Source organism: Paenibacillus sedimenti (assembly GCF_014534655.1).
Lineage (GTDB): Bacteria > Bacillota > Bacilli > Paenibacillales > NBRC-103111 > Paenibacillus_E > Paenibacillus_E sedimenti.
In genome coordinates, this window is the sequence record NZ_JACVVD010000007.1 from 237,868 (window position 1) to 261,067 (window position 23,200).

Consider the following 23,200-nt stretch of genomic DNA (forward strand, 5'->3'; position numbering starts at 1 on the left):
TCGTAAACGAGTAGTCGTACTAAAATGACTACTGGAAGGAAGAACGCTACATATGTCCGTATTACGTACCTTATTGGGATCCAAATCGCTGAAAGTGAAAATGACGCTGCTTCTGCTGGCGGTTTCTCTGATCCCGTTATTGATTGCCATGCTCATCCTGACCTCGCAATCCGCGTCCGTCGTCGAGTCCGACACCAAAGAACAGCAAATGCACATTGCTGAGCTGAATGCAAGCGAAGTTAATGCTTGGCTGAACGGAAAAATCGCTTCTATTCAAACCGTTGTCAAAGATCACCCGGAGTTTCTGAACGGTAAAGCAGACGCTATCCTCCCCACTTTGAAAATTATGGCTCAAAGCGATCCGCAGGTGTTCCGTTTTGCTTATATCGACCCGCAAGGCAAGTCGATCGACACGGCAGGCGAACAGCTCGACGCCAACAAATTCGATAATTTCAAGAGTGCAGCAACTACCAAAAAAGTAGCCGTCTCCGAAATCATCAAGGAGGGATCCAGCGGTAAAAATATCATCATCATCGATGTTCCTCTCGTTGACGACAAGGGCGCATTCCGTGGTATCGTACAGTCCTTCCTATCGCCGGAGCAAATGCTGTCGATCATTAACCGGACCAAATTCGGGCAAACCGGTTACGGCTATCTGCTCTCACCGAACGAGACCTACCTCGTTCATCCGAAGAAAACGGGGCAAAAGCTGGCGGAATCCTCTACAGCGGAGAAAATGGATCTTTACAAAAAAACAGTATTTGCTGATAAAAGCGGATATATTTTATACAAAGAACCTGACGGCACGTTAAAGTCAGCCGCTTTTCAAACAATTGAAGCTACAGGCTGGAAGCTGATTTTGACCGGCGAGCAGGATGAAGTCTACCAAAAAGTGGATAAGCTAAGACATAATTCTATCATTATGCTGGCAATCACCGCTTTACTCGTCATCGTGCTGGCTATGTTCCTTACCAGGCTGATGATTCGCCCGATCATGGCGATCTCTTCGCTTATGCAGCAAGTAGGTCAGGGCGACTTATCCGGCAGATTGCCGGGCCGCGGTGAGGACGAGATCGCTTCCCTGCGAAAGAACATCAATGCCATGCTCGATACTTTTTCCGAGACGATCGGCAAAATGTCTGAAGCGGTCTCGCATACAGCCGCATCTTCCGAACAGCTCACAGCGATCGCAAACGAGTCCACAAAAGCTTCCGAGCATATTACCGCTTCGGTCGAGCAGGTCGTGCGAGGTGCCGAAGCGAATTATCAGGCCTCGGAGCAAATCTCTACCGCGATGGTTGAAATGGCGTCAGGCGTACAAAAAATTGCCGAGTCGTCCACCGATGTATCGGAAACCGCGCAAATCGTCGTTCAAGAAGTCGGCCACGGCAACGGCGAGATTCAGCAAGCCATCACCCAGATGCGGGAAGTCAGTCACGCCGTGGAGCATACGGCCGATCTGGTACGCGGCTTGGAGGAAAAATCCGAGCAAATCCGTCAAATTGCCGGCTTTATTTCCGAAATTGCCTCACAAACGAACCTGCTAGCCTTGAACGCTTCCATTGAAGCGGCAAGGGCCGGCGAGCACGGCAGAGGCTTCGCGGTTGTTGCGAGCGAGGTTAAAAAGCTGGCGGAGCAGACAAGCAGCGCCACCGTGAACATCACAGCCATCATTAGCGAAACGATCGCCGCCACCAAAGAAGCCTCCAGCTCTATGCAGGGCGGACTCGCGGAGGTCGAAAAAGGAGCGGTGCTTGTCGAGACCGCCGGTCAAGCCTTCCAAACGATCCTGGCCTCGATCCAAACGGTCAACGACCAGATCCAAGAGGTGTCAGCCGCATCCCAGCAAATATCTGCCGGGACGGAAGAAGTATCCGCTTCTTCCCAAGAAACCGTCGTCGTCGTGAAACAAGCGCTGGATAGCCTGCAGGCTATCGCCAAATCAGCGAGCGGACAGCTGCAATCGATGGAAGAAATCAGCTCTTCTTCCGAATCGCTTAGCGTAATGGCGGCTGAGCTCCAAGAACAAATTAATCGATTCAAGTTGAAATAACCCTTGGATGATTTCCCAAAAAAATGAGCAGTCTAAATGCGGAGGTGAAAGATCATGGACGAGCAAAAAGAAACTGTCACTTCATTCGATCCTAAAACCGGTCAATCCAAGGAGGTTAATGTCGTCTTGGATCATGCCCGCAATGGGAAAATGAAATACACGGTCGAAGATGCAGAGAAAGATAACCAGCAAACTAATCACTGACGCGATAGATAGAAAGCGCATGTTGCCAGAGGGGCTCTCCCCTAAACAACATGCGCTTTCTTAATGTCTGCTACCTATTATTCGTCAATACCTGCTCGGCATGTTTCAGGACTGGTTAATTCCGAACTGCTGTTAATAGTACCATCCGCCCCATTTTCATCGGTATGATCCTGTTTATCTTCGTCATTCATCGCCGATTCCATATATGAATCTATACGTCCGGTTTCACTATCCATACTTTTGCTCCTTTCCATATATAGGCTAATATGCTTCGTGAGTAAGGGACTTATTCCACCGTATTTTTAAAATAAAAAAAATACTGCATTAAAAATGCCGCATCAGTTCTTTAATAAACGTATCCATCGTCGTGCACATGAACATGTCCTTGCGGTAGACGATGCCCACTTCCTTTTGCGGGACGGGATCTACGATGGGAATACTGCTAATGCCGCTGCGGCCGCTTACGCTTTTCACATAAGATTCCGGCACAATCGCCCCGCCCAGGTTGTTCTTGGCCATTTGCAGCAGCGACTCCAAGGTAGACAACTCCAACACCGGCTTTAACGGGAAGCCGATTTGTCCGGTGCAATCGTCGATCATCTGCCGTACATAGAATTTCTTCTGGAGCATGGCGATCGGAAGCTTGTCCAGATCCCTTAGCGGGATCGAATCGGCTTTCGCAAGCTCGTGCTTGCTGGAAACGACGAGCTCGAGACGCTCATGATATAGCGGAATACGCTGCAGATGTTCATCCTCATCCGGCAGGAAAACAACGCCGAGATCGAGCTGATTGCTTAGCAGCCCTTCCTTCGTTTCTTCGGTAGCCAGCTCAGTGACCGAAAGCTCTATTTTCGGATAACGCGCATGAAACGAAAGGATCGTCTCGGTCAGCAGATGATTCCCGGAACAGCCAATGCGCAGTCGGCCACGCTGCATGCCCCTAATTTCATTGATCGCAGCCTGGGCTTGGCCGAGCTCGTGAAACATGTTCCTGCTGTGCTTGTGAAGTATTTGTCCGGCTTCCGTGACGAATACTTTTTTACCGATCCGCTGAAAAAGCGGCGTCCCGAGCCGATGCTCGAGTAGTCGGATTTGCTGGCTTAGGGTAGGTTGGCTGATGCCCAGCTTTTCCGCAGCTTTCGTAAAATGAAGTTCTTCACATACTGCTAAAAAGTACTCCAGCAGCCGATATTCCAATCTCCTCACCCCTGCATATCATAGTTAATATCTATGATCGTAATTGTTAATTCGGAATTGATCAATGATTATTCTTTATCTATAGTTAGAATAATCACTTTCATTTTTTTCCAATAAGGGGATGACTCACGATGTACGGGACTATTCGGATTGAGCGCAATGAGCAGGGAAAAGCCATACCTGCGGCAGAGCAGAGCCTTGGATTCGGGCGTTATTTTACCGACCATATGCTGCTGGTAGATTATGAGGAAGGGAAAGGCTGGCACGATCCGCGCATCGTTCCCTATGCGCCGCTTTCTTTGGATCCGGCTGCGATGGTTTTCCATTATGGGCAGGCTGTTTTTGAAGGCTTGAAGGCTTATCACTGCGTGGATACGGGTGAGGTTCGGATTTTTCGTCCAGATCAAAATGCAAAGCGGCTGAATCGTTCAAATGAACGGTTGCAAATGCCTCTTCTCGATGAGGATTTCTTTGTCAACGCTATTCAAGCTCTCGTTCGTCTGGACGCAAAATGGGTACCACAAAAAAAAGGCGCTTCGCTTTACATTCGCCCCTTCGTTATTGCGACGGAAGCCGGTCTAGGCGTACGGAGTTCATCGCGGTATCTGTTTGTCGTCATTTTGTCGCCAGTCGAGGCTTACTACGATGAAGGGCTGAAGCCGATTAACATTCTCGTTGAAAACCACTATGCAAGAGCCGTTCAGGGCGGTATCGGCGATGCGAAAGCCGCCGGCAATTATGCCGCAAGCCTTAAAGCCCAGGCGTTGGCGAAAGAAAAAGGCTGTGCGCAGGTGCTCTGGCTGGACGCCATCGAGAAAGCGCATCTGGAAGAAGTCGGCAGCATGAACGTCTTTTTCCGGATTGGCAGGGAAGTTATTACCCCTAGTCTGAGCGGGAGCATTCTTGCGGGGATTACAAGAGACAGCATCATTCAGCTGCTGTGCGACTGGGGAGTTCCGGTAACCGAACGAAAAATTTCGATAGCAGAAATTGTTCAGGCGTACGAGGAAGGTACCCTTGAGGAGGCTTTTGGCACGGGTACAGCGGCGGTCGTTTCGCCAATAGGCAGCTTGCTTTGGGGTGAAAAGCAGATGGATATTCAGGGAGGCGGCATCGGCGAGCTTACACAGAAGCTTTACGACGCCGTAACCGGCATACAGAGCGGAAGCCTTCCGGATTCCCGCGGTTGGATGGTTTCATGTTGAAATAAGTAAAAGCCCTCCGGAAGTGAGATAACCGAGGGCTTTCCTTATGCCAATATAGATCGAGTATTACGAAGTACGGCTTTCATAACATCTGAGTCAGCCGGAACGCTGCCGACAACTTTAAGCTTACGTTTTTTTACGTCCAAACTTATCATCTGTTCCGTAAGCACAACACCAGTGAAAGGGAGTCCTTCCGGAAGCGAGACTTCAAACGCATAATCCTGTGCTGAGCTTGTAATTGGGCAAACCAGCGCAAAACCGGTCAGCTCATTAAAGTCCTCTTCAGATAATACGATTGCGGGACGACGTCCGGCCTGTTCTCGCCCTGCTTGCGGGTCGAAGTCCAGCCAGACCAGGTCGCCGCGTATTGGGATAGCGGTCAAATCAGCTCGTCTCCTTCTTTACCGAGATCGATCTCTTCATGACGTGGTGAATCCGGTTTAATCTTTGAGAGAAGCAACCTTAAATGGGTACGCAATTCCTCATTCGACTCTTGCGGCTTTGCCACCGGGCGAAGCAAAATATCGTTTTCTGGAGTTAACATGATTTGCAGTTCAGCGCCTTCTTCCAGGTTCAAGCGTTTCAACAATTGGTTCGGAATGCGGATAGCGCTGCTGTTTCCCCATTTACTGAGCGTGGCAGTCGTCAATAGGATCAAGTCCTTTCCACTTTTATAATCCAAGTATATCCTCCCCCCGAGGAATGTATATACATATGATATACAAAAATCAAGGATTTGATACCTGATCACGCTGTACGAACATGGCTGAGAAAGAATTCAATATGATCCGCCATACTCTGCTCGATCGCACTGGTGTCTTGGTCTAAGTACTTTTGCAGGTTGTACTCGGTGATCATACCGAACAAAGGATACTGATACTCAGCTGCGAGCAGCTTTGGCGGGTGCGGCTTGACCGCCCCTTGCTCGATCATTAGTGCAAAGGCGCTCTCCAGAAAGCTCAGTGTTCTTTGAATAATATCCTCCACCAGAATCGAACGCGCCAAAGGGTCCCGGTACTGTTCAATCGTGACGATTCGCCAAATGCGCGCATTAATCGGATCATCAATATGAGCCTTGAAATTGATGACCCCTTGCTGCAAAAATTGCTCTGCTATCATTTGTTTCAAAGCGCCCCTTAGCATTTCAGGCGGTAGAAGTATCTCTCCGATCGCTCTGCGAAAATTGAGAAAAATAACGCCCAACAGCTCTTCTTTACTCGCAAAATGATTATAAAGCGAGCTCTCTTTGATCCCCACTTCCCGAGTGATCTCACGGATGGAAACGCCTGAGTAGCCTTTGCGGGAAAAGAGGTCAATGGCGGTTTCGAGAATTTTGATTTTGTTCGTATTGACGATCGGATTTCCGTTCAAATCCAAGTAAGTTCTGTACTCACTCATATGGCTTGCTCCCTTATGGAGTCAGTCTTATTCTCTCCGGTATTCTGTTGTAAAAAGGCGATCACGAGGTTGTTCACGAGTTCCGGATTCTCCAAGCTAAGTCCATGTCCCGCGCCTGCAATAACTTCCCCTTGCAAGTGAGGAATAAGCCGCTTCGCGCGCTGCAAGCCTAGCTTCGCATCATACTGCACCTCATGCTCTCCGAGCAGCAACAGAACAGGGCATTCGATGGCGCGAAGCTCCTCATCCGACATATTGGCAGCATGCAACCGCACTTGAGGTAAACAGTTCTGCATGGCGATGACGAATTGCTCCCGGACAACGGGATTGACCTGATTGCCAGGCGCGGTCATGTATTCCATGAGCCGTTGAATTCGTACCGTGCTCGGCAGCATGCCTGCCATCATGCAGCGCAGGAAGAAGCTTTTCCGTTGTGGCTGTATAGCTCCGCCAGGACTGATCGCAACCAGACTGCGTATTCTATCTGGCAACAGACGGCTTACGATCATCCCGATGAAGGCGCCGTAAGAAAGCCCCATAATATGGGCGCTGCCTATACCTAACCCGTCCATGACCTGCGCGAACCACTCCGTGCACTCCTCTTTGGTACGGATAACCTTGGTTGTCTTACTAAGGTTCATATCGCCGATGAAATCAATGGCATATACTCGGTACTTTGCGCTAAGCGGCTCTATGTTGTCGACCCAGCTCGTGGAGCTGAAGCCATAGCCGTGCAGCAGTATAAGCGGTTCGCCATCAACGGGGCCTGCCGCTATAATATGCGTTTGCCCATATGTTGTGGACACATACATACTCTCATAGTTCACCTTCCAACTAGACAAGGTGGCGTTGTAAGCCTCATTTAGCAGGATTTCTCCTGCCGGTTTCCGATATAAACTTCTCATGGTCGTCCCTCCAGAACTTATCGTTTGCCGTGTTATGACTTAGATAACCCGGGCCGATTGCTTCAAATGGCGAATATCGGGGCAGCGCATACAGCGCTGCTCTCTGATCCTGCGCACACGATCAGATTAACGAATACTGTCGTTATTTAGCGTACATCTTGACTCTATTCAATGATCAAAGGGGCCAAACTGATGCTCCAGCGAACAAGTTCTCAGTTTTACGAACATTGTTCGTTAATTTGCGTCATTTAGTCTCTACACCCTTATTTAAGTCTTATTGGCTCGATTTAGCGTCTTGAGTGTCGTTATTAGCGAAAAGTGGGCTCTATTCCATTTTGTTATGCGTAACCCAATTAAACTAACGACTGTTAGTCTATTTTAGCTAACGCTCGTTAGTTCGTCAATTATTTTCATAATAAAACGAGACCCACAGCAACGTTGTGGGTCTACGTTTTCTATTTTTCACTTTTTCAACAATAAATACATAAAATACGGCGCTCCAATCAATGAAACCATAATACCTGCAGGAATACCATCGGGGTCAATGACATTTCGCCCAATCGTATCTGCAAGCAATAACAGCCATCCGCCTAGTAGTATTGCGATTGGAATAAACAATTGATTTCTAGGTCCTACTAATGCTTTAGCAATATGCGGTGCCATGAGGCCTATAAAAGCAATTCCGCCCGTGACAGAAACCGCCGAAGCCGCCAGAGCAACGGCCGTTAACAGTAGCACAATGCGCTCTTTTTCAACTGATACACCGACGCCTATGGCCACTGGTTCACCCAGTACAAGGAGGTTCAAACGATGTGCTTTGTACAGGGTGAATGGAATAAGAATGGCTAACCACGGAAGGATGGCCCAAATAAAGGGCCAGTCGGTCCCCCAAATATTTCCTGCCAACCATTTCGCTATAAAATCAACTTTTACACGTTCGGCCGATGAAATAACGACGATCATGACGCCGGAAAGCGCGAGTGAAAACCCGACCCCGATCAGCACTAATCTTACAGGGTGAAGACCCGCTTTTCGACTATACGCCAGCACATAAATCAAACAGGCCGTGATGATAGCGCCGAGAAAAGCGACAAGCGGCAGCATATAAACAAAGGATCCTGCTTTAACGGGAAAAAATAAAAAGAAAACGGCAATGGCAACGCCGGCGCCCGAATTAATCCCAATAATACCGGGATCCGCCAAATCATTACGTGTGATCCCTTGCAGGATGGCACCGGATAAGGCAAGGCCCATGCCTGCTAACAGTGTAATGATGATCCGGGGCAGTCGTACCGAAAATAGAACGAACTCTTCTTTAAACGTACCATGGCCGAGAAGGGTCGGAATCAATCTGTCAAAGGATACCGAGGAATATCCGATCCCCATCCCGATAACGATCGTAATGATAATCAATGCAAGCGAACTGCCTACCAGGAGTCGTTGTTTTCTGAGCAAATTCAGATGAATCATGAGAATACTTTCCTCCCTTTGCGTTCGATAATGAGGAAGAAAGGCAGACCCATCATTGCAACGATCGCCACTACGGGCGTCTCGTAGGGAGAATTGATCGTACGGGCAAGGGTATCCGCAAAAAGCATAAATGTAGCGCCGGAAATCGCCGACATCGGGATAATAAAGCGATAATCGGTGCCGACGATCGCCCGAACAACGTGAGGAATCATTAATCCGATGAATGCCATATTCCCGACCAGTGATACCGAGGCGCCTGCCAGCAAGATAATGACGATAAAAAGAATCGTTTTGATATATACCGTCTTCTGGCCTAACCCGACAGCAACTTCTTCACTCAAACTAAGAATAGTTAACTGTTTAGAGAGAATTAGCGAGATCACCGTTCCAATTGCAATAAACGGCACGATGGCTTGCAGCTGTCCCCATGATGTACCGGTCATACCTCCGGCGGTCCACATGGATACATCTTTGGAAATTTTAAAATAAATACCGATGCCTTCCGCGATCGCGTACAGGAACGCAGAGACGGAAGCTCCGGCCAGTACGATACGAAGCGGCGACAAGCCCCCCTTCTTGACTGCGCCGATCCCGAACACCATGGCAGCTCCTGCGGCGGCTCCGATAAAACAAGCCACCATAATGCCGAAGTAGCCTGCCGAAGGAATAAAGGCAATCGTACAGGCAAGCGCGGCATTGGCTCCGGCAGTTAATCCGAGCAAACCCGGATCGGCAAGAGGGTTCCTTGTCATCCCTTGCATAATGGCGCCGGAAACCGCTAATGCGGCTCCGACGACAATTCCCGCAATTTCACGCGGCAATCGAATTTCACGGATGATCGAAATGTTATCGCCGGATGCGTTTGAGGTTAGCGCTAACCATACATCTTTCACTGTAGCATCTGCTGCGCCAAGTATCATGGAGATAACAAACATGAACATAAACGCTATGATTCCAGCAACCAGCTTAAAGCCAAACGGGATGGATCGTTGATTTTCTTTGGTCATGGAGTTATTTACCAAGCAAATTTTTATTAAAGGTTTCCAGTTGGAAATCCAGCGTTAACGGATCGTTGAAGTAAAACTCTTTTGCATTTACTTCGAACAATTGCTTGTTTTTGACGGCTGGAATGTTTTTATACGTATCGGTTTGCTGGAAGGAGTTATCCGCATCCAGGTTTTTACTAAAGATGACATAGTCGCCCGCATACTGAGGAAGAACCTCTAGGGACAAGGCGTAGTAACCGTCTTTTAACGCCATCTCTTTAACTTTTTGCGGCATGGACAGCTTCATTTCCTGGTAAAGAATTTCTGTTCCGCGGCCCCAGTTATCACCAAAGACGTAGAGCTGCTTGTCGAAGCTTTCAATGACGGAAATCGTTTTGTCCGCACCGATCTTCGCCTTAATGTCGTCTCCAGCTTTCTGAACGCGCTTTTTGAAATCATCGATCCAAGCTTTGGCTTCTTTTTCTTTGTTTAGAAGTTTGCCTATTTCCAGATGCTGCGTTAAATAATCAACCTTGCCGTAAGTGTATGTAACTGTAGGAGCGATTTGTTTCAACTTATCAACGTTCTTAATATTGGATAAGCCGATAATGAGATCGGGCTTGAGTTCAATCATTTTTTCCAGGCTTTCGTCGGTTACTTCTTGCACGTCTTTAAGTTGACTTTCAAAACGCGGGTTCTTTTTCGACCACGAATCCACACCGACCAGCTTGACGTTTAACGCCATGACGTTCCCTGCAAAGGAAGACAGTACAATAACGCGCTGCGGGTTAGCAGGAACTTCGACAGCTCCATTTTCCGATTGGTATGTGATCGTAGATTTGCTATCGGCTTTGGCTGGAGCGTTCTCTGCCTTGGCTGCCTGCGCCGGACTGCCCTCTGTTTTCGTTGTTTGGCTGCTGCAAGCACTGATAGCTAGCACAAGCACTAGCAGGATTGGAATGAATGGTTTTTTCATTTGGCTTAACTCCTTATATATAAATGATAATGATTATCAATCTTAGTTAATACCATACTTGATGTGTAAAATATTTGTCAATATTTTTTTTCGTTGTCAAAAGAAAGAAAAAACAGTATATTCGATTAAGAATGATTATCAATCGCAATAGGATGGCGAGGAGTGTGCGAAACATGGAACAGCCTGAATTGTTTGATGTGACTGTAATCGGAGGCGGACCGGCCGGGCTTTACTCGGCTTTTTATAGCGGGCTAAGAGAAATGAAAACCAAGATTATTGAGTATCAGCCGCAACTAGGCGGCAAAGTGCATGTATATCCGGAGAAAATGATTTGGGATGTCGGAGGGCTCACGCCAATACCTGGCGCAAAGCTGATCGAACAGCTTGTACAGCAAGGGTTGACCTTTCAACCTGAAGTGGTGCTGAATGAAAAAGTAGAGTCGATCACGCGTAACGCAGAGGGTAATTTTGTCTTGCATACAGCTTCCGGTAAACAACATTATTCGAAAACGGTCATTGTTGCGGTGGGCTCGGGGATTTTGAATCCCAAAAAGCTGGAGATTCAAGGCGCAGAGAGATACGAGGTTTCGAATTTGAATTACACCGTGAAGTCATTAGAGCGATTTAAAGGCAAAACAGTCATCATTTCCGGCGGAGGAAATTCGGCGATCGATTGGGCTAATGAATTGGAGCCTGTTGCCGAGCGCGTTTATTTGACCTATAGAAAAGATCAGTTAACAGGCCATGAGGCTGGGGCAAGACAGCTGATGAACAGCTCTGTCGTTTGTTTCTTTAACTCTTCGATTTCCAAACTGATTGCCGGTGCCAATCACGAATATATTGAACGCGTTGAACTGACCAATCATGAGAGTGGAGAAATATCGCATCTGCCGATCGATGAAGTGATTATTAATCACGGTTATGAACGCGATACGACACTGCTGGAGAATAGCGATTTGAATATCGCGATCGCCGACAATTATTATATTGCAGGCAATTCAACGAGCCAATCATCGGTTGAAGGACTTTATGCGGCCGGAGATATTTTAAGCTACGAGGGGAAAGTCCATTTAATTGCAGGCGCTTTTCAGGATGCCGCCAATGCTGCAAACAAAGCCAAACTCTATATACAGCCTAGTGCTGAAAAGCACGCAATGGTGTCTTCTCATAACGAAGTGTTTAAAAAGCGCAATCGGGAACTAATCGAACAAATGATAAGATAAGGATAAAATGCAAAAGCCGACCAGCGCGGGCTTCATGGGCTCCGAAGGTCGGCCTCTGTCTGATTCGGCTATCAGCTTACCGGTCTTATACGTGTAGGGAAACTTGATATCCCGGTTGGTTTTTGGGATGGTTTTGGTTTAAGAAGACGGATCTGTCGTTTTTCAAAGAAATCACTTCGAAGAATGGTGTAAAGCGCTCTTCGGAAATGTTAAAGCCGTTCAGGAATTTGGCGAACAATACTTGTTCTTCCTTTTCAGGTTCTCCATCGGCAAGCGAAGAATCGACCAGATTGATCAGGATACAGATTTTTTGGGCATCCGTCAGGATGGGAGCAGCTTCTTGCAGAAACTTCTCGATTGGATTGTTGCGGGTATACTTCATCGCACGGTCGAGCAATTCCCGATTGTTCGCGCCTACGCCGATTACACCATTTTTTTCTTCTCCGCCCAGCACCGCAAGCAACTGCCCGATTTCCTCATGATCCATCTCACCGTCTGATTTCATCATGTACAACAACGAAGTCGCGAATGCGAAATGAGGTGTCATGCCTTCTGTGCTCTTATCACCTTTGAATAAATCAAATAAACCCATACAAGATACCTCCAGAATTAAAAATAATGTTGCAGCTCCCGACGCGGGGACACGCACACCCTTCTGTACGCAGAAATCCGGACAAGGTTCCAAAATGCACCGAAAAATTATGCTTCCAAAAAAAGGATTGTCACAACCGTCTCCTTTCGTTACGATGTTGCTGTGTCGAAATGAAGAAAGGAAGTGCAACATGTCGATCTATAAACGAATGATGGATAGAGCTGCAAATGGTGGCGTTCAAATCGATACCTTTCTTGACGAACCGTCCGGCGTTCGGTGCGGAGAGGAGCTGCGAGGCTCCGTTATCCTGAAGGGCGGGCACAGCGAAACGCAAGTAACGCGGATTTGGTTTCAACTGCTTGCGGAGTTCGCATGCGAGAAAGACAAGCAGATTGTAAAAGAAAACGGCGTCATTTACCGTTATATGTTTGAAACGAACATTTCTATCGCGCCGGGTGAAGAAAAGAACATCCCGTTCCGGTTTCAAATTCCTTTTTCGACACCTCTTTCGATCGGGACAACGAACATCTGGCTCGAAACCGAGGCGGATGTGGAAATGGCACCGAATCGGAACGACCGGGACGTTGTGCGGATTATGCCGCCTCCGATCGTCGGCGCTTTCTTTGAAGCGGTCGGTCTGCTCGGCCTCCGATTGAACGAAGTATCTCTGCTGCACGTACCGCATTTGCGGCCGGACTTTCCCTTCGTGCAGGAATTTGAGTTCAAACCGCGGCTCCCCTCGGCTTTGGACGAAATCGAAGTCTATTATATCGCAGAAAGCCGGGACCGGGTCGACTTCTATATCGAGATCGACCGCCGCTCCAAAGGGATGCTAGGCTTGCTGGAAGAAGCTTTCGATTGGGATGAGCGGTGCATAAAAGTGACGCTGACGAGTGAGGACATCGGGGATCCCGATCGCTTGGCCGATCATTTGGCCCGGACCTTTCTACCTTATTTGGGACGATAACTGCCGGTTTCGCGACTTGTGAACCGACGCTGAAAAACCTGAGGCTGCGCTTAAGGCTGCGCCTCAGGTTTTTTTGTGCACGATTCTAACTCCATTGGAAAAAGTACAGTGTATTTTGATTAGGTACGATTTCCTATAGCGTAGCCTGGATTATGTACAATAAAACCACCCAAAAACAGCTCCGCAACAAGAGTTTCGGGCAATTCCAATGGATAAATTCCAATGAAGGGCCATCCAAACACCTGAAAAGAAGGAATCCGTTGTACATTTTCCAATAGTGATGGCCTTTGATACCGCCAAATTACTTTACCTGCCCGCCATTCTCTGCATCGTCCTCATCATCTACAAGCTGCGCCTCAATGTCGATAACGTCCGGGCTGTTCACCGCTTCCTCGCCGAAAAATTCGCGCAGCTTATCTTTCGCTTTACGCTTCACCTCGTCATCAATGCTCTGCGCCACAGCACCGAGCGCTAGAGCTAACGCGCCTAGATCGTCCACGTAGCCAACAGCAGGAAGAAGATCGGGAACGAGATCCAGCGGCAAAATGAGATAGCCCAGCGCACCGTAAATTTGTACCTTGGCTTTGAGCGGTGTTTTCTTGCTTTCGAGCGCATAGAACAGGAGCAGACCAGTGTAGATGACCTTGATGCCGGCGTCTTTGGCGCCTTTTTTCAGTTTGGCCCAGAAGCCGTCGTTAGAAAAATGTTTATCATACTTGGATGCATCCATCTTTCATCCCTCCATTCATGAAGTCATACGCACCGCAGTGGCTGAGCGTTTCACCCTACAGCGTCGTCACCAAGTAAATCGCAGCGGCCCACATGACGATGGCCGATACTTTATTTAGATAAGGAATAAGCTTACCCTTCTTATCCTTGACCCCCACCAAACGTCCGGCCAACGCCAATAAGAAGAACCACGTCCATGAAACGACGATGCACGTTAGGGTGAAAGCAATTTTTTCATAACCTGAGTAGCTTAATGAGCTCGTGCCGATCACACCGACCGTGTCGAGAATCGCATGCGGATTCAGGATCGAGATCATCATCGTAAACGAAATCAATTTACCGGTATGCGTATGCTGCGGTACCTGTTTGTCTCCTTCGGGCTTTGTTCTCCAAGACATATACCCCATGTATAGCAGGAATATAGTGCCGCCAACCACTAGGATCGTCTTCATCCAGACGAAACTCAACACAACAACCGATAGTCCGAGAACGGCAACTAAAATCAGTACCGAATCACATATTGACGCCGTCAAAACGACCGGCAGCACATAAATCCATTTTTCCCTGACTGCCCCTTGCGAAAACACAAAAAAGTTCTGAACGCCTAAAGGAAGGATAAGTCCGATTGCGAGTATGAATGCATGAATAATTGCAGATAACATGATGTCTCCTTAGTTCGATTGTTCGTATTTGGTGAGCCATTGCTTACCGGTTTCCCATTCCTCCACAGGGTTATTCTCCTGTAAAATATCGGCGCAAGCTTTGGCCATGATCCATTCTTTTAACCCATTCCGGTTGCTGGCTTTGAGTTCTTTCGTTAAATAGACGATTGCCGCATCTCCATGACGGACGATTCGGTCGTAGGATTCTTGGTTATTGGCTATGTATTGGCCCGGATTGCTGGACGCCATGGACGATTTATCCGTTATGATCTTGTGAAGATCGGCTTCGATTTCCTTGCCGATGTTCTGGTCGTTCTGGAGCAAACCCAACAGCGCTATCACACCGAAAATAGTGACAATAGCTCCCGAAACCCGATTGACCCATTTCAACGCGCCAACATTGAGGCGTTCTCTAAGTATGCCAACGATCAAACTCAGAGCGAGCCACCAGAGCGCGGAACCGATAAAGACGCCTGCGACTAAGGCCGCGGCCGAAGGAATGCCGGCTTGTGAGCCGCCAAGGCCCAGCCCTGCAAAAGCCCCGAGGAAGGACATAATCGTCAACGGGTTCGTAATGGTAAGCATGAAGGTCGAAGCATACGATCTGAACAGAGTCTCGCCTTTCGCTTTTGCGGGATCCTTTGCAGGGTCCGATCGATAAGTTTGTATCCCTAGATAGAGCAGGAACAAGCCCCCGACTGCCTGCAGCAGCGTTCTTTGGTCAAGAAGAAAATTCGTAATCAGAGTGAGGCCGAAACCCGCTATAAAGCCATAGAAAGCATCAGCCGATGCCGCTCCGAGCCCTGACAGAAAACCGTGAAGCCTCCCCAGCGTAACCGTCCGTCTTATGCACAGTATACCGATGGGTCCGACGGGTGCTGCTATCGAAAAACCTAGCAAGATTCCTTTCAATAGAGGAATCAACATAGCTGGTGAATCCCCCTCCTGTCATTTGGTTACGAAAAAAGCAGGTCACCTCGTATAGGGGCAGCCTGCCTTTTCACACATATTTCCTATAATACCAAATCGCCGTCGTATGTGGCAATTCTTTTATACAGATCCGGGCGACGGTCGCGGAAAATCCCCCACTCGATGCGCTGAACTTCCAGCTGATCAAGGTCGAACTCTGCAACGAGCGTCGTTTCTTCAGAACGGCCTGCTTCCGCAATCTTGTTGCCTTGCGGGCCGGCGATGAAAGAAGAGCCATAGAAATTGATGCTGGATTCATCATCGGTTTCCATGCCGACGCGGTTCGATGCAATAACCGGCATCAAGTTCGCCGCGGCGTGGCCGAGCATGCACATTTGCCAGTGATCCTTGGAGTCGATCGAGCTGTCCTGCGGCTCCGAACCGATCGCTGTCGGATAGAATAGCATCTCTGCACCCATCAAAGCCATGCAGCGCGCCGCTTCCGGGTACCACTGGTCCCAGCATACGCCTACGCCGATCTTGGCGTAGCGGGTTTTCCAAACCTTGAACCCGGTGTCGCCAGGGTTGAAGTAGAACTTCTCCTCATAGCCGGGACCGTCCGGAATATGGCTCTTGCGGTAAAGGCCGAGCACTTGGCCGTCGGCGTCGATCACCGCGAGCGAATTGTAGCGGGCGTAGTTCTTTTTTTCATAAAAGCTGATCGGCAGAACGACCTTCAGCTCTTTGGCGATTTCGCGGAAATGATTGATCGCTTTGTTGTTCTCCAGCTCCGTTGCGAAGTGATAATAATCCGACTTCTCTTTCTGACAGAAGTACGGCGTCTCGAACAGCTCTTGAATCAGGATGATCTGCGCACCCTCAGCGGCCGCTTTGCGGACCAGAGACTCCGCTTTGCGGATGTTTTCTTCAATGTTGTCGGTGCAGCTCATTTGGGTGGCTGCCACTTTCACCTTTCTCATTTCAATCACCTCGTCCTCTTTTATCGTTATATAAAACGTTACAGACCTACGCTCTTGCGCTTGCAGGCATTTGCTGCGTCGTGCAGTGGACGTTGCCGCCCTCTTTGATAATCGACATGCCGTCGATCTTACGGATTCTGCGATCCGGGAACACAGTGCTCAGCACCTGCTCCGCTTTGCGGTCCGTCTCTTCCGCGGTTCCGCCAAACACTGGCAAAATGATCCCGCCGTTCACGAAATAAAAGTTCAAATAGCTCAGCGTCAGACGCTGTTCTCCATAAAACGTCTTAGGCGGCTGTTCGATTTGAATAATCTCGAAAGCTCTGCCTTTGGCATCCTTTGCGCTGCGCAGAATCTCCAGGTTTTCCTGCGTGATGGCGTAGTTCTCGTCCGCCGGGTCGTTGCAAACCTGAATAATCACTTTGCCTGGGGCTGCGAAGCATGCAATGTTATCGACGTGGCCGTCGGTTTCGTCCCCATCCAGACCTTTATTAAGCCAAATGATTTTCTCCACGTTGACGAAGTTTTTCACATGTTCCTCGATTTGCTCTCGGCTTAGCTCAGGATTACGATTCGTGTTGAGCAGGCATTCCTCGGTTGTCAGGAGCGTGCCTTCACCATCCGTGTGAATGGAGCCGCCTTCCATGACGAGCGGTGCGTCGAGACGCTTAACGCCATAGTGCTCCAGTATTTGCGGAGCGACTTCATCGTCCAAATTCCATGGCGCATATTTGCCGCCCCATGCGTTGAACTTCCAGTTGACGCCGGCAATCTCTTGCTTTTCGTTCAACAAGAAAGTTGGGCCGTTGTCTCTGAACCAAGCATCATTATGTTCGATGGTCAGGAAAGTGATGTTCGGCTCCGTGAAAAGCGCCTTCACTTGCTCCGCATCGGAAGGATTCACGATCACCGTTACGGGCTCGAATTCGGCGATCGCCTTTACCAAGTCCGCATAACCTTTCGTTACAACCGCATAATCTTCCGGATATACCATCGAGGCTTGTACCGGCCAGGAAACGAAAGTACGCTCGTGTGTTGCCCATTCAGCCGGCATTGTATATTGTAAATCTTTAGCGTTCATCTCATCCATCTCACTTTACACATGAATTATTAGGGTAGCCTCGCCAAACGCTTTTCGCCATCGCAAGCACCGTCTTTCATCATATACTAAATGTCGCACAGTCTCAATGCAAATTCGGGAATGAAATAACAGGTATATGTGTTTGTTCACATGATGCTTGACAGGAATTATATGGAAATTATATGCTGTATATAATTTACAAACACATACGTAAACGCGATGATTGGGACTAGTAAGGAGCAACTCCGATCCAGAGAGCTGTCGGCCGGTGCAAGACAGTGATGAGACTCCCCAACTCACCTATGAGCGGTAAGGTCGAATTAACGTAGATCTTAACGGATCGCCTCCGTCATCAGGTTCTAAGGTATTTGCTGTTGCCCGACTGGACGGCGAATCAAGAAGAGTGGTACCGCGAAGGTCATAACCTATCGCCTCTTTCGAGGCGGTAGGTTTTCTTATTTTCAACGATCAAATAAAGCTAAGGAAGGTGTTAACAGATGGAGAATGTGATTGCGTATTATTCCAGTTTTGATGAGTGGGGAAGGTTGGATCGCGAACCGCTTGAGTTCACTGTGAATTGGCACTTTATGAAGCAATATTTGCCGGTAACCGGTCATGTTTTGGATAATGGCGCCGGACCCGGCAAATATGCCATGGAGCTGGCCAAACTGGGCTATCAGGTAACCCTTTCTGACCTAACGCCTAAATTAGTGGATATCGCGAAGGAAAAAGCTGAGGAGCTATCGCTTTCGGAGCGGTTTGATGGTTTCCATGTTTTGCATGCAGCTCATTTAGACGGAATCCCGAATGAAAAATATGACGCTGCCCTCATGATGGGTCCCTTGTACCATTTGCAGCAAGAATAGGAACGAGTGGCCGCTGTAAAAGAATTGTTCCGGGTGACGAAGCCGAATGGCATCGTTTTTGTAGCTTTCCAGACCCGTACCCGCATGCTGCTGACCTCTTTGAAATTTCCGCAAGCATGGAAGCCGAATGATACGATTGATGCTATCCAGCAATTTTATGAAACGGGCGTTTTTAATCATAGTGATACAGGGCGATTCACCGGTGCTTATTACTTTCATGTCGATCAAATCCAACCTCTTATGGAGCAGTTGAAACGATTCAGCTGATTGGCTCCTCCAACTTGGGTGCGTTACTGACAAATGAGCAAAAACAATACTGGGCAGAACAAGGTGACGAAGTGTACAACAAGCTGACCCAGCTGCTGATTGCCATTGCGGCAGATCCGTCTGTTTTGGGCGTGTCCTCGCATTTGTTATATATAGGAAAAAGGAAATAATAGCGGGATTCGTCAAAGATCGTACACATCCTGAATACCGGCGCTTCGTTTATAGGCTCCGATGGATTCTACAATACGAGCTCGTTCATTCAACAAATCCAGCAGTTTCAAATTCATTTCGTCAATTTGGGCTCGAAGCCCTTTTAATTCCTTATGGTTCATGCTGTCGTCTCTCCCTGTACGATTGTCACTTCTTCCCTCGGTATTTTCCCGTACGCAGTTCTAACAAATAAGGCTCCAGATCCGGCATTTCCTCGTTCATCGCTTGCTGTATGGCAAGTTCAATATCATAAGGTACCCGAACCAGCTGTATGTTCAACGCTGAAGCCTGCCGGCTGTGATAATGCCCCTCCAGGATCGCATACGAAGCCTGCGTCATATCGAGCGGATTACCGACACTTCCTGCGTTAAACAAGGTTCTCCCGTTCAAATTTTGAAGGTATGCATTGTGGACATCGCCATAGCCGGCAACATTCGCTTGCGACGACTCCGAGCATAGTGCCGAAGACTCGAACATGGACAATCGGCGTTCTACCGGATCCCATGGCTGAATACGTTCGTATACGCTTCTAGGGGATGCATGGAATAGCCTTACATACTTCCCGCTCATCCAAAATTCACAGGAAAAGGGCAGCTCCTGCAAGTAGGCCATTCTCTCTGCTCCCAGTCTGGTTTGGTGCCATACTAAAGTTGGATCTTCCGTCGGCTTGGCGATGAAATCGTCCCAGTTGCCTTGGATGACGACATCGCACACTTCGCGTACTCGATCAACAGCAAGATCAGAATGCGGGCCTTTGCCTACGAGATCGCCAAGACAAAGAATACGAGAAATATGGCGGTGATGAATATCCGCCAGAACAGCGTCAAGAGCAGGCATATTTCCGTGAATATCTGAAATAATGGCGATTTTATCCATGCTCATCACCTAACTCCTTCGCTAAGATTCCTTGATCATAGATAAAGCTGTTCGGTTTGCCCGCCCAACGAGAAACGGATACATCAGGTAAAGTCCCGCGGCGTAAAGAGCTACAGCGATATACACAGGCAGCAAATGCACGAAGTCTGTATATCCTATATGAAAATGAACGAGCAACCCAGCCGCAAACCCAGGTAGACCGCCTAGTAAAAACGTCCACCACAACCAGCTTTCGCCCTGGTTGACGCCCCATAGGGCTGAAGCGGTGATAGCTACCGCGAGTGAAAATAAAGCGCCTCCGAAGCCCGCGCGATCGTGCGCAATCAGTGGTATCAGCCGCTCATTCCATGCCTGCAGCTGTTCAGCGGTCAAGCCGATATAGGCTAAATCGGTCTGCACGAATACCGTCGTGATTCCAATCAAGGAGATCGTCAGCCCCCCGATCGCCAAAGCAAAACCAAGCACGACAAAACAGCACTGCCCCCACTGCGCTCTGCGCCAAACGGAGTCGTTGTACAGCCCGGGCGGCGTTCGCGAAGGACGATCCTTCAAGCCGCGCAGCGTCAGCAGCAGCATCGGGAGCAGCATCGCGGCAGCCACGGCGTGCAGCGGATCGAAATAGCCGTAACCGAGGTAGAGGAAAAAGCTGCTGAATCCCACCGCGCATGACGTGAGCAGCGCTGTCCGCGCCCAATGCAGCCCAAAGCGCAATCCGTGATGGGCTAGCTGATAGTAAAAGATGCCAATAGCAATCATCGTTCCTGCCAGTGTGATCCGGTCATGAGACATGAAATGAAGGAGATTGGGGTTGAAGCGACGGATGACGTTTCGGCTCACGCCAAGAAACGTTTCATCGTATGGCAGGAGCACGCTCGTGGCCGCAATGAGCCAGGCTAGCACGCCGCCGATCATCATGCCGATGCCCAGCAGGCTCATCCAGCCCCAATTCGCCCAGAACGACGGCAGATCGGGCGCTTTGGTTTCCCGAATGCGATCATAGAGGATCGCTTCGTTCACCCGCTTCGGCAGCCCCGGTCCTGCGTAGACCAGCCCGCTGTGCAGCTGGACGCTGTTCGCGCCGGCTGCCAGCAGCTCCAGCGCGTCCTGCGGCTGATGCACGCCGCCGGCCGCGACGATCGCGCTCCGCTCGCCCAGCGCCTCGCGGAGCAGCCGTACCCGGCTCAGCGACGCGCCGAGCGACTCCGGACCGCCGACACGGATGCGGCGGCCGTCGCCCTCGCGCATCGCGTCGCCTACGACTACACCGTCCCAGCTGCGCAGCTGGGCGGTTGTTGCAATCTGCCGCAGCATCCCCTGTGGATAACTCTGCGGCAGATAGAGCAACAGCGGCTTCCCCGGGGCCGCTGTCTGCGCGAGCCGGCGTACCTCCGCGAGGTACGCCGCAGCTTCATCCGATGGCCAGCCTTCGTCCAGGCCATCGATGTAGTAACCCGCCGCGTACGGCGCCAACTTCAGCAGCATCTCCTGCTGCTGGATCAGCGCCTCGCGCGGCGAGCTCCCGGGCATCGGCCGCAGCCGCACGAAGTGCGGCAGGCGATGCCCCGTGCCCTTGCTCAGGCGTCGTACGATCGCGTCGACGCCGTCATTCGCATAGCCATCGGGGTACACGATGGCTTCCTGCTCTTCTTCTCGCTGGATCACCGCATCGCCAACACCGCTCACCTCCCGTACGGTAACGGGGCCGATTTCGATGAAGCCAAAGCCGAATTGGGCCAGCGCCTTATGCGCTGTGCCATGCGGGTCTAGACCACCGCTAAGCCCGACAGGACATTGGATGGACACACCTGCCAGTTCGCTCTCAAGGATTGGCGACAGCTCCATATGCCCCATCGTTTTGATGACAAACGTACCTCCGGGAACGCGGCTGAGTCCGCCCATAGCATAGAGCGTGAAATCTCGTGCAAGTTTGGCCGGCAGACGAAATAACACAGGTCGGAATATCGCGTGATAAGACCAGTCAGGCATATTCAGATGCGCTCCTGTTCATAAGCGTTATAGATGGAAAAGTTTTCTCTATAGTATACCAAAACCGGAGCTTATTTGCCGATTCCTATGCTTGTACGTTCATTTAATCTTTCGGTTCGGCGCGGACACAGATCGTTGCCTTTTGGTGTGATTGAAATCACAAGCCCCCTCCTCCGCTTTGTTTATACTTGGGGCATATCTTCACATAAACATTGCGAATGAGAGGGGATTAATCATGTTAAGCGAAAAAACAATATCGATAATCAAATCCACCGTACCTGTTCTGGAGGTGCACGGTACAGCCATCACTAAGCGTTTTTATGAACTCCTATTCACAGGGCATCCCGAGCTGCTCAATGTTTTTAATCACGCCAACCAGAAGCAAGGAAAGCAACAGACGGCGCTGGCCAACGCCGTATATGCTGCAGCTCAACATATCGATCGGTTGGAGGCAATTCTGCCTGCTGTGAAACAAATTGCCCATAAACACCGGAGCCTTGGCGTGAAGCCTGAGCATTACCCCATCGTCGGGCAAAATCTGCTTGCCGCCATAAAAGACGTTCTCGGCGAAGCGGCGACGGAAGACATTTTGCAAGCATGGGCGGAAGCCTACGGTGTAATCGCAGATGCTTTTATAAGCGTAGAAGCGGACATGTATGTACAAGCGAAGGAACAGCATGGCGGATGGGCGGAGTTCAAGCCTTTTCGCGTGGTTCGGAAAGTGCAAGAGAGCGATGTGACTACTTCCTTTTATCTTGTGCCTCAAGATGGAGGGGCTGTCGCGGCATTTGAACCTGGGCAATATGTGAGTGTCAAAGTCGAGATCCCTGGGGAGCCAAACACCCATATCCGTCAGTACAGCCTTTCCGATGCCCCGGGAAAACCGTATTACCGAATTTCCGTCAAACGTGAAGATACGCTTGAAGAACGTCCTGCCGGAAAAGTATCGGTTTATCTACACAATCATATCGAAGAAGGTGGGGTACTCCTGCTCTCAGCACCGGCGGGTGCATTCATGTTGGATCAAGCGGATGAACGCCAGGTTGTTTTGATTAGCGGCGGGGTTGGACTGACGCCTATGGTTAGCATGTTGAACACATTGGTGACAGCCAATCCATCGAGAAAGGTCACTTTCATCCATGCCGCTCAAAATGGGAATGTGCATGCCATGCGCGAACATGTGGAAGAATTGGCCCGTCAGCATTCGCAGGTATCCGTGTATTGGTGCTACGAGAAACCGACGGAACGCGATAAAAAGGAAGCAGCCTACCATAAAGAAGGCTTCATCGATTTGGCTTGGCTGCAGGAAGTGGTGCCAACCCAAGATTCCGCATTCTATTTCTGCGGCCCTACTCCTTTCATGAAAGCGGTCAACGGCGCGCTTCGGGCTTGGGGAGTTCCGGAAGCCGACATTCATTACGAATTTTTTGGCCCTGCCGGCAGTTTGTAACCCTGCTT

General features: G+C 49.5%; 27 protein-coding genes and 1 other annotated feature. Of the genes, 9 read left to right on the plus strand and 18 right to left on the minus strand.

Features of this window, described 5'->3' with window-relative positions; all coding sequences use genetic code 11:
* Nucleotides 1-52: 52 nt before the first annotated feature.
* Both ICC18_RS20320 and ICC18_RS20325 read left to right on the plus strand, forming a co-directional pair.
* A complete protein-coding gene (locus ICC18_RS20320; RefSeq protein ID WP_188176268.1) occupies nt 53-2,053 on the plus strand; it encodes a methyl-accepting chemotaxis protein in 2,001 nt (666 codons plus the stop codon).
* A 54-nt stretch (nt 2,054-2,107) separates the two neighbouring features.
* Nucleotides 2,108-2,257 (plus strand): hypothetical protein, encoded by a 150-nt coding sequence (locus ICC18_RS20325; RefSeq protein WP_188176269.1) that lies wholly within the window; start codon nt 2,108-2,110, stop codon nt 2,255-2,257.
* Between the two features lie 77 nt (nt 2,258-2,334).
* On the opposite strand, the gene ICC18_RS20330 is transcribed toward ICC18_RS20325, so the two are convergent.
* Both ICC18_RS20330 and ICC18_RS20335 read right to left on the minus strand, forming a co-directional pair.
* Nucleotides 2,335-2,493, minus strand: a complete 159-nt coding sequence (locus tag ICC18_RS20330) for a hypothetical protein (RefSeq protein WP_188176270.1) — start codon at nt 2,491-2,493, stop codon at nt 2,335-2,337.
* A gap of 88 nt (nt 2,494-2,581) precedes the next feature.
* Nucleotides 2,582-3,454, minus strand: a complete 873-nt coding sequence (locus tag ICC18_RS20335) for a LysR family transcriptional regulator (RefSeq protein WP_188176271.1) — start codon at nt 3,452-3,454, stop codon at nt 2,582-2,584.
* A 131-nt stretch (nt 3,455-3,585) separates the two neighbouring features.
* Between ICC18_RS20335 and ICC18_RS20340 the strand changes: the two genes are divergently transcribed.
* On the plus strand, nt 3,586-4,659 hold the full coding sequence (locus ICC18_RS20340) for a branched-chain amino acid aminotransferase (RefSeq protein ID WP_188176272.1): 1,074 nt from the start codon (nt 3,586-3,588) through the stop codon (nt 4,657-4,659).
* 44 nt (nt 4,660-4,703) lie between these two features.
* Here the strand turns inward: ICC18_RS20340 and ICC18_RS20345 are convergent, their stop codons facing one another.
* The 7 genes from ICC18_RS20345 to ICC18_RS20375 form a co-directional block, all read right to left on the minus strand.
* Entirely contained in the window at nt 4,704-5,042 is a 339-nt protein-coding gene (locus tag ICC18_RS20345; protein ID WP_188176273.1) for a type II toxin-antitoxin system PemK/MazF family toxin, read from the minus strand.
* Entirely contained in the window at nt 5,039-5,341 is a 303-nt protein-coding gene (locus ICC18_RS20350) for an AbrB/MazE/SpoVT family DNA-binding domain-containing protein (RefSeq protein ID WP_188176274.1), read from the minus strand. Before ICC18_RS20350 ends, ICC18_RS20345 begins: the two co-directional genes overlap by 4 nt.
* Before the next feature lie 65 nt (nt 5,342-5,406).
* Nucleotides 5,407-6,057 (minus strand): TetR/AcrR family transcriptional regulator, encoded by a 651-nt coding sequence (locus ICC18_RS20355; RefSeq protein WP_188176275.1) that lies wholly within the window; start codon nt 6,055-6,057, stop codon nt 5,407-5,409.
* Entirely contained in the window at nt 6,054-6,962 is a 909-nt protein-coding gene (locus ICC18_RS20360; RefSeq protein WP_188176276.1) for an alpha/beta fold hydrolase, read from the minus strand. The genes ICC18_RS20355 and ICC18_RS20360 overlap by 4 nt, the downstream gene beginning before the upstream one ends.
* A gap of 462 nt (nt 6,963-7,424) precedes the next feature.
* Nucleotides 7,425-8,432 (minus strand): FecCD family ABC transporter permease, encoded by a 1,008-nt coding sequence (locus tag ICC18_RS20365; RefSeq protein WP_188176277.1) that lies wholly within the window; start codon nt 8,430-8,432, stop codon nt 7,425-7,427.
* Nucleotides 8,429-9,439: a FecCD family ABC transporter permease gene (locus tag ICC18_RS20370; protein WP_188176278.1), complete on the minus strand. Its 1,011-nt coding sequence runs from the start codon at nt 9,437-9,439 to the stop codon at nt 8,429-8,431. Before ICC18_RS20370 ends, ICC18_RS20365 begins: the two co-directional genes overlap by 4 nt.
* A 4-nt stretch (nt 9,440-9,443) precedes the next feature.
* Nucleotides 9,444-10,394: an iron-hydroxamate ABC transporter substrate-binding protein gene (locus tag ICC18_RS20375; RefSeq protein WP_188176279.1), complete on the minus strand. Its 951-nt coding sequence runs from the start codon at nt 10,392-10,394 to the stop codon at nt 9,444-9,446.
* A 173-nt stretch (nt 10,395-10,567) separates the two neighbouring features.
* On the opposite strand from ICC18_RS20375, the gene ICC18_RS20380 reads away from it, so the two are divergent.
* Entirely contained in the window at nt 10,568-11,617 is a 1,050-nt protein-coding gene (locus ICC18_RS20380; protein WP_188176280.1) for an NAD(P)/FAD-dependent oxidoreductase, read from the plus strand.
* 85 nt (nt 11,618-11,702) lie between these two features.
* On the opposite strand, the gene ICC18_RS20385 is transcribed toward ICC18_RS20380, so the two are convergent.
* Complete coding sequence (locus ICC18_RS20385) at nt 11,703-12,209, minus strand: tellurite resistance TerB family protein (protein WP_188176281.1); 507 nt, start codon at nt 12,207-12,209, stop codon at nt 11,703-11,705.
* 190 nt (nt 12,210-12,399) lie between these two features.
* On the opposite strand from ICC18_RS20385, the gene ICC18_RS20390 reads away from it, so the two are divergent.
* On the plus strand, nt 12,400-13,176 hold the full coding sequence (locus ICC18_RS20390) for a sporulation protein (RefSeq protein WP_188176282.1): 777 nt from the start codon (nt 12,400-12,402) through the stop codon (nt 13,174-13,176).
* A gap of 301 nt (nt 13,177-13,477) precedes the next feature.
* On the opposite strand, the gene ICC18_RS20395 is transcribed toward ICC18_RS20390, so the two are convergent.
* The 5 genes from ICC18_RS20395 to ICC18_RS20415 form a co-directional block, all read right to left on the minus strand.
* Nucleotides 13,478-13,906 (minus strand): YkvA family protein, encoded by a 429-nt coding sequence (locus tag ICC18_RS20395; protein ID WP_188176283.1) that lies wholly within the window; start codon nt 13,904-13,906, stop codon nt 13,478-13,480.
* A 55-nt stretch (nt 13,907-13,961) separates the two neighbouring features.
* On the minus strand, nt 13,962-14,567 hold the full coding sequence (locus ICC18_RS20400; protein ID WP_188176284.1) for a LysE/ArgO family amino acid transporter: 606 nt from the start codon (nt 14,565-14,567) through the stop codon (nt 13,962-13,964).
* A 9-nt stretch (nt 14,568-14,576) separates the two neighbouring features.
* Nucleotides 14,577-15,494 (minus strand): LysE family translocator, encoded by a 918-nt coding sequence (locus ICC18_RS20405; protein ID WP_188176285.1) that lies wholly within the window; start codon nt 15,492-15,494, stop codon nt 14,577-14,579.
* A gap of 86 nt (nt 15,495-15,580) precedes the next feature.
* The gene (gene aguB, locus ICC18_RS20410) at nt 15,581-16,456 is read right to left on the minus strand and encodes an N-carbamoylputrescine amidase (protein ID WP_188176286.1); all 876 of its coding nucleotides are present in this window, start codon (nt 16,454-16,456) and stop codon (nt 15,581-15,583) included.
* A gap of 46 nt (nt 16,457-16,502) precedes the next feature.
* Nucleotides 16,503-17,537: an agmatine deiminase family protein gene (locus tag ICC18_RS20415; protein ID WP_188176287.1), complete on the minus strand. Its 1,035-nt coding sequence runs from the start codon at nt 17,535-17,537 to the stop codon at nt 16,503-16,505.
* A gap of 210 nt (nt 17,538-17,747) precedes the next feature.
* Nucleotides 17,748-17,976: a binding site (T-box leader), on the plus strand.
* 58 nt (nt 17,977-18,034) lie between these two features.
* Here ICC18_RS20415 and ICC18_RS34600 point away from each other — a divergent pair.
* Nucleotides 18,035-18,403 (plus strand): class I SAM-dependent methyltransferase, encoded by a 369-nt coding sequence (locus ICC18_RS34600; RefSeq protein WP_312029569.1) that lies wholly within the window; start codon nt 18,035-18,037, stop codon nt 18,401-18,403.
* A 6-nt stretch (nt 18,404-18,409) separates the two neighbouring features.
* Nucleotides 18,410-18,670 (plus strand): hypothetical protein, encoded by a 261-nt coding sequence (locus ICC18_RS34605; protein ID WP_312029570.1) that lies wholly within the window; start codon nt 18,410-18,412, stop codon nt 18,668-18,670.
* Nucleotides 18,671-18,852: 182 nt separating this feature from the next.
* Here the strand turns inward: ICC18_RS34605 and ICC18_RS20425 are convergent, their stop codons facing one another.
* From ICC18_RS20425 to ICC18_RS34800, 3 genes are read right to left on the minus strand one after another with little or no spacing between them, the layout of a single operon-like run.
* Complete coding sequence (locus tag ICC18_RS20425) at nt 18,853-19,002, minus strand: chorismate mutase (RefSeq protein ID WP_188176288.1); 150 nt, start codon at nt 19,000-19,002, stop codon at nt 18,853-18,855.
* 25 nt (nt 19,003-19,027) lie between these two features.
* The gene (locus ICC18_RS20430; protein WP_188176386.1) at nt 19,028-19,756 is read right to left on the minus strand and encodes a metallophosphoesterase family protein; all 729 of its coding nucleotides are present in this window, start codon (nt 19,754-19,756) and stop codon (nt 19,028-19,030) included.
* Nucleotides 19,757-19,777: 21 nt separating this feature from the next.
* Nucleotides 19,778-20,977 (minus strand): hypothetical protein, encoded by a 1,200-nt coding sequence (locus tag ICC18_RS34800; RefSeq protein ID WP_376745653.1) that lies wholly within the window; start codon nt 20,975-20,977, stop codon nt 19,778-19,780.
* Between ICC18_RS34800 and ICC18_RS34805 the strand changes: the two genes are divergently transcribed.
* Nucleotides 20,870-21,523, plus strand: a complete 654-nt coding sequence (locus ICC18_RS34805; RefSeq protein ID WP_376745655.1) for a hypothetical protein — start codon at nt 20,870-20,872, stop codon at nt 21,521-21,523. The genes ICC18_RS34800 and ICC18_RS34805 overlap by 108 nt on opposite strands.
* Before the next feature lie 451 nt (nt 21,524-21,974).
* The gene (hmpA, locus tag ICC18_RS20440; protein WP_376745654.1) at nt 21,975-23,192 is read left to right on the plus strand and encodes an NO-inducible flavohemoprotein; all 1,218 of its coding nucleotides are present in this window, start codon (nt 21,975-21,977) and stop codon (nt 23,190-23,192) included.
* Nucleotides 23,193-23,200 lie beyond the last annotated feature (8 nt).

Bases quoted from the DNA above. Each gene is read 5' to 3' on its own strand.
- ICC18_RS20320 (WP_188176268.1), top strand. From the start codon at position 53: ATGTCCGTATTACGTACCTTATTGGGATCCAAATCGCTGAAAGTGAAA.
- ICC18_RS20325 (WP_188176269.1), top strand. From the start codon at position 2,108: ATGGACGAGCAAAAAGAAACTGTCACTTCATTCGATCCTAAAACCGGT.
- ICC18_RS20330 (WP_188176270.1), bottom strand. From the start codon at position 2,493: ATGGATAGTGAAACCGGACGTATAGATTCATATATGGAATCGGCGATG.
- ICC18_RS20340 (WP_188176272.1), top strand. From the start codon at position 3,586: ATGTACGGGACTATTCGGATTGAGCGCAATGAGCAGGGAAAAGCCATA.
- ICC18_RS20355 (WP_188176275.1), bottom strand. From the start codon at position 6,057: ATGAGTGAGTACAGAACTTACTTGGATTTGAACGGAAATCCGATCGTC.
- ICC18_RS20360 (WP_188176276.1), bottom strand. From the start codon at position 6,962: ATGAGAAGTTTATATCGGAAACCGGCAGGAGAAATCCTGCTAAATGAG.
- ICC18_RS20365 (WP_188176277.1), bottom strand. From the start codon at position 8,432: ATGATTCATCTGAATTTGCTCAGAAAACAACGACTCCTGGTAGGCAGT.
- ICC18_RS20370 (WP_188176278.1), bottom strand. From the start codon at position 9,439: ATGACCAAAGAAAATCAACGATCCATCCCGTTTGGCTTTAAGCTGGTT.
- ICC18_RS20375 (WP_188176279.1), bottom strand. From the start codon at position 10,394: ATGAAAAAACCATTCATTCCAATCCTGCTAGTGCTTGTGCTAGCTATC.
- ICC18_RS20380 (WP_188176280.1), top strand. From the start codon at position 10,568: ATGGAACAGCCTGAATTGTTTGATGTGACTGTAATCGGAGGCGGACCG.
- ICC18_RS20385 (WP_188176281.1), bottom strand. From the start codon at position 12,209: ATGGGTTTATTTGATTTATTCAAAGGTGATAAGAGCACAGAAGGCATG.
- ICC18_RS20390 (WP_188176282.1), top strand. From the start codon at position 12,400: ATGTCGATCTATAAACGAATGATGGATAGAGCTGCAAATGGTGGCGTT.
- ICC18_RS20395 (WP_188176283.1), bottom strand. From the start codon at position 13,906: ATGGATGCATCCAAGTATGATAAACATTTTTCTAACGACGGCTTCTGG.
- ICC18_RS20400 (WP_188176284.1), bottom strand. From the start codon at position 14,567: ATGTTATCTGCAATTATTCATGCATTCATACTCGCAATCGGACTTATC.
- ICC18_RS20405 (WP_188176285.1), bottom strand. From the start codon at position 15,494: ATGTTGATTCCTCTATTGAAAGGAATCTTGCTAGGTTTTTCGATAGCA.
- aguB (WP_188176286.1), bottom strand. From the start codon at position 16,456: ATGAGAAAGGTGAAAGTGGCAGCCACCCAAATGAGCTGCACCGACAAC.
- ICC18_RS20415 (WP_188176287.1), bottom strand. From the start codon at position 17,537: ATGAACGCTAAAGATTTACAATATACAATGCCGGCTGAATGGGCAACA.
- ICC18_RS34600 (WP_312029569.1), top strand. From the start codon at position 18,035: ATGGAGAATGTGATTGCGTATTATTCCAGTTTTGATGAGTGGGGAAGG.
- ICC18_RS20425 (WP_188176288.1), bottom strand. From the start codon at position 19,002: ATGAACCATAAGGAATTAAAAGGGCTTCGAGCCCAAATTGACGAAATG.
- ICC18_RS20430 (WP_188176386.1), bottom strand. From the start codon at position 19,756: ATGGATAAAATCGCCATTATTTCAGATATTCACGGAAATATGCCTGCT.
- ICC18_RS34805 (WP_376745655.1), top strand. From the start codon at position 20,870: ATGCACGCCGCCGGCCGCGACGATCGCGCTCCGCTCGCCCAGCGCCTC.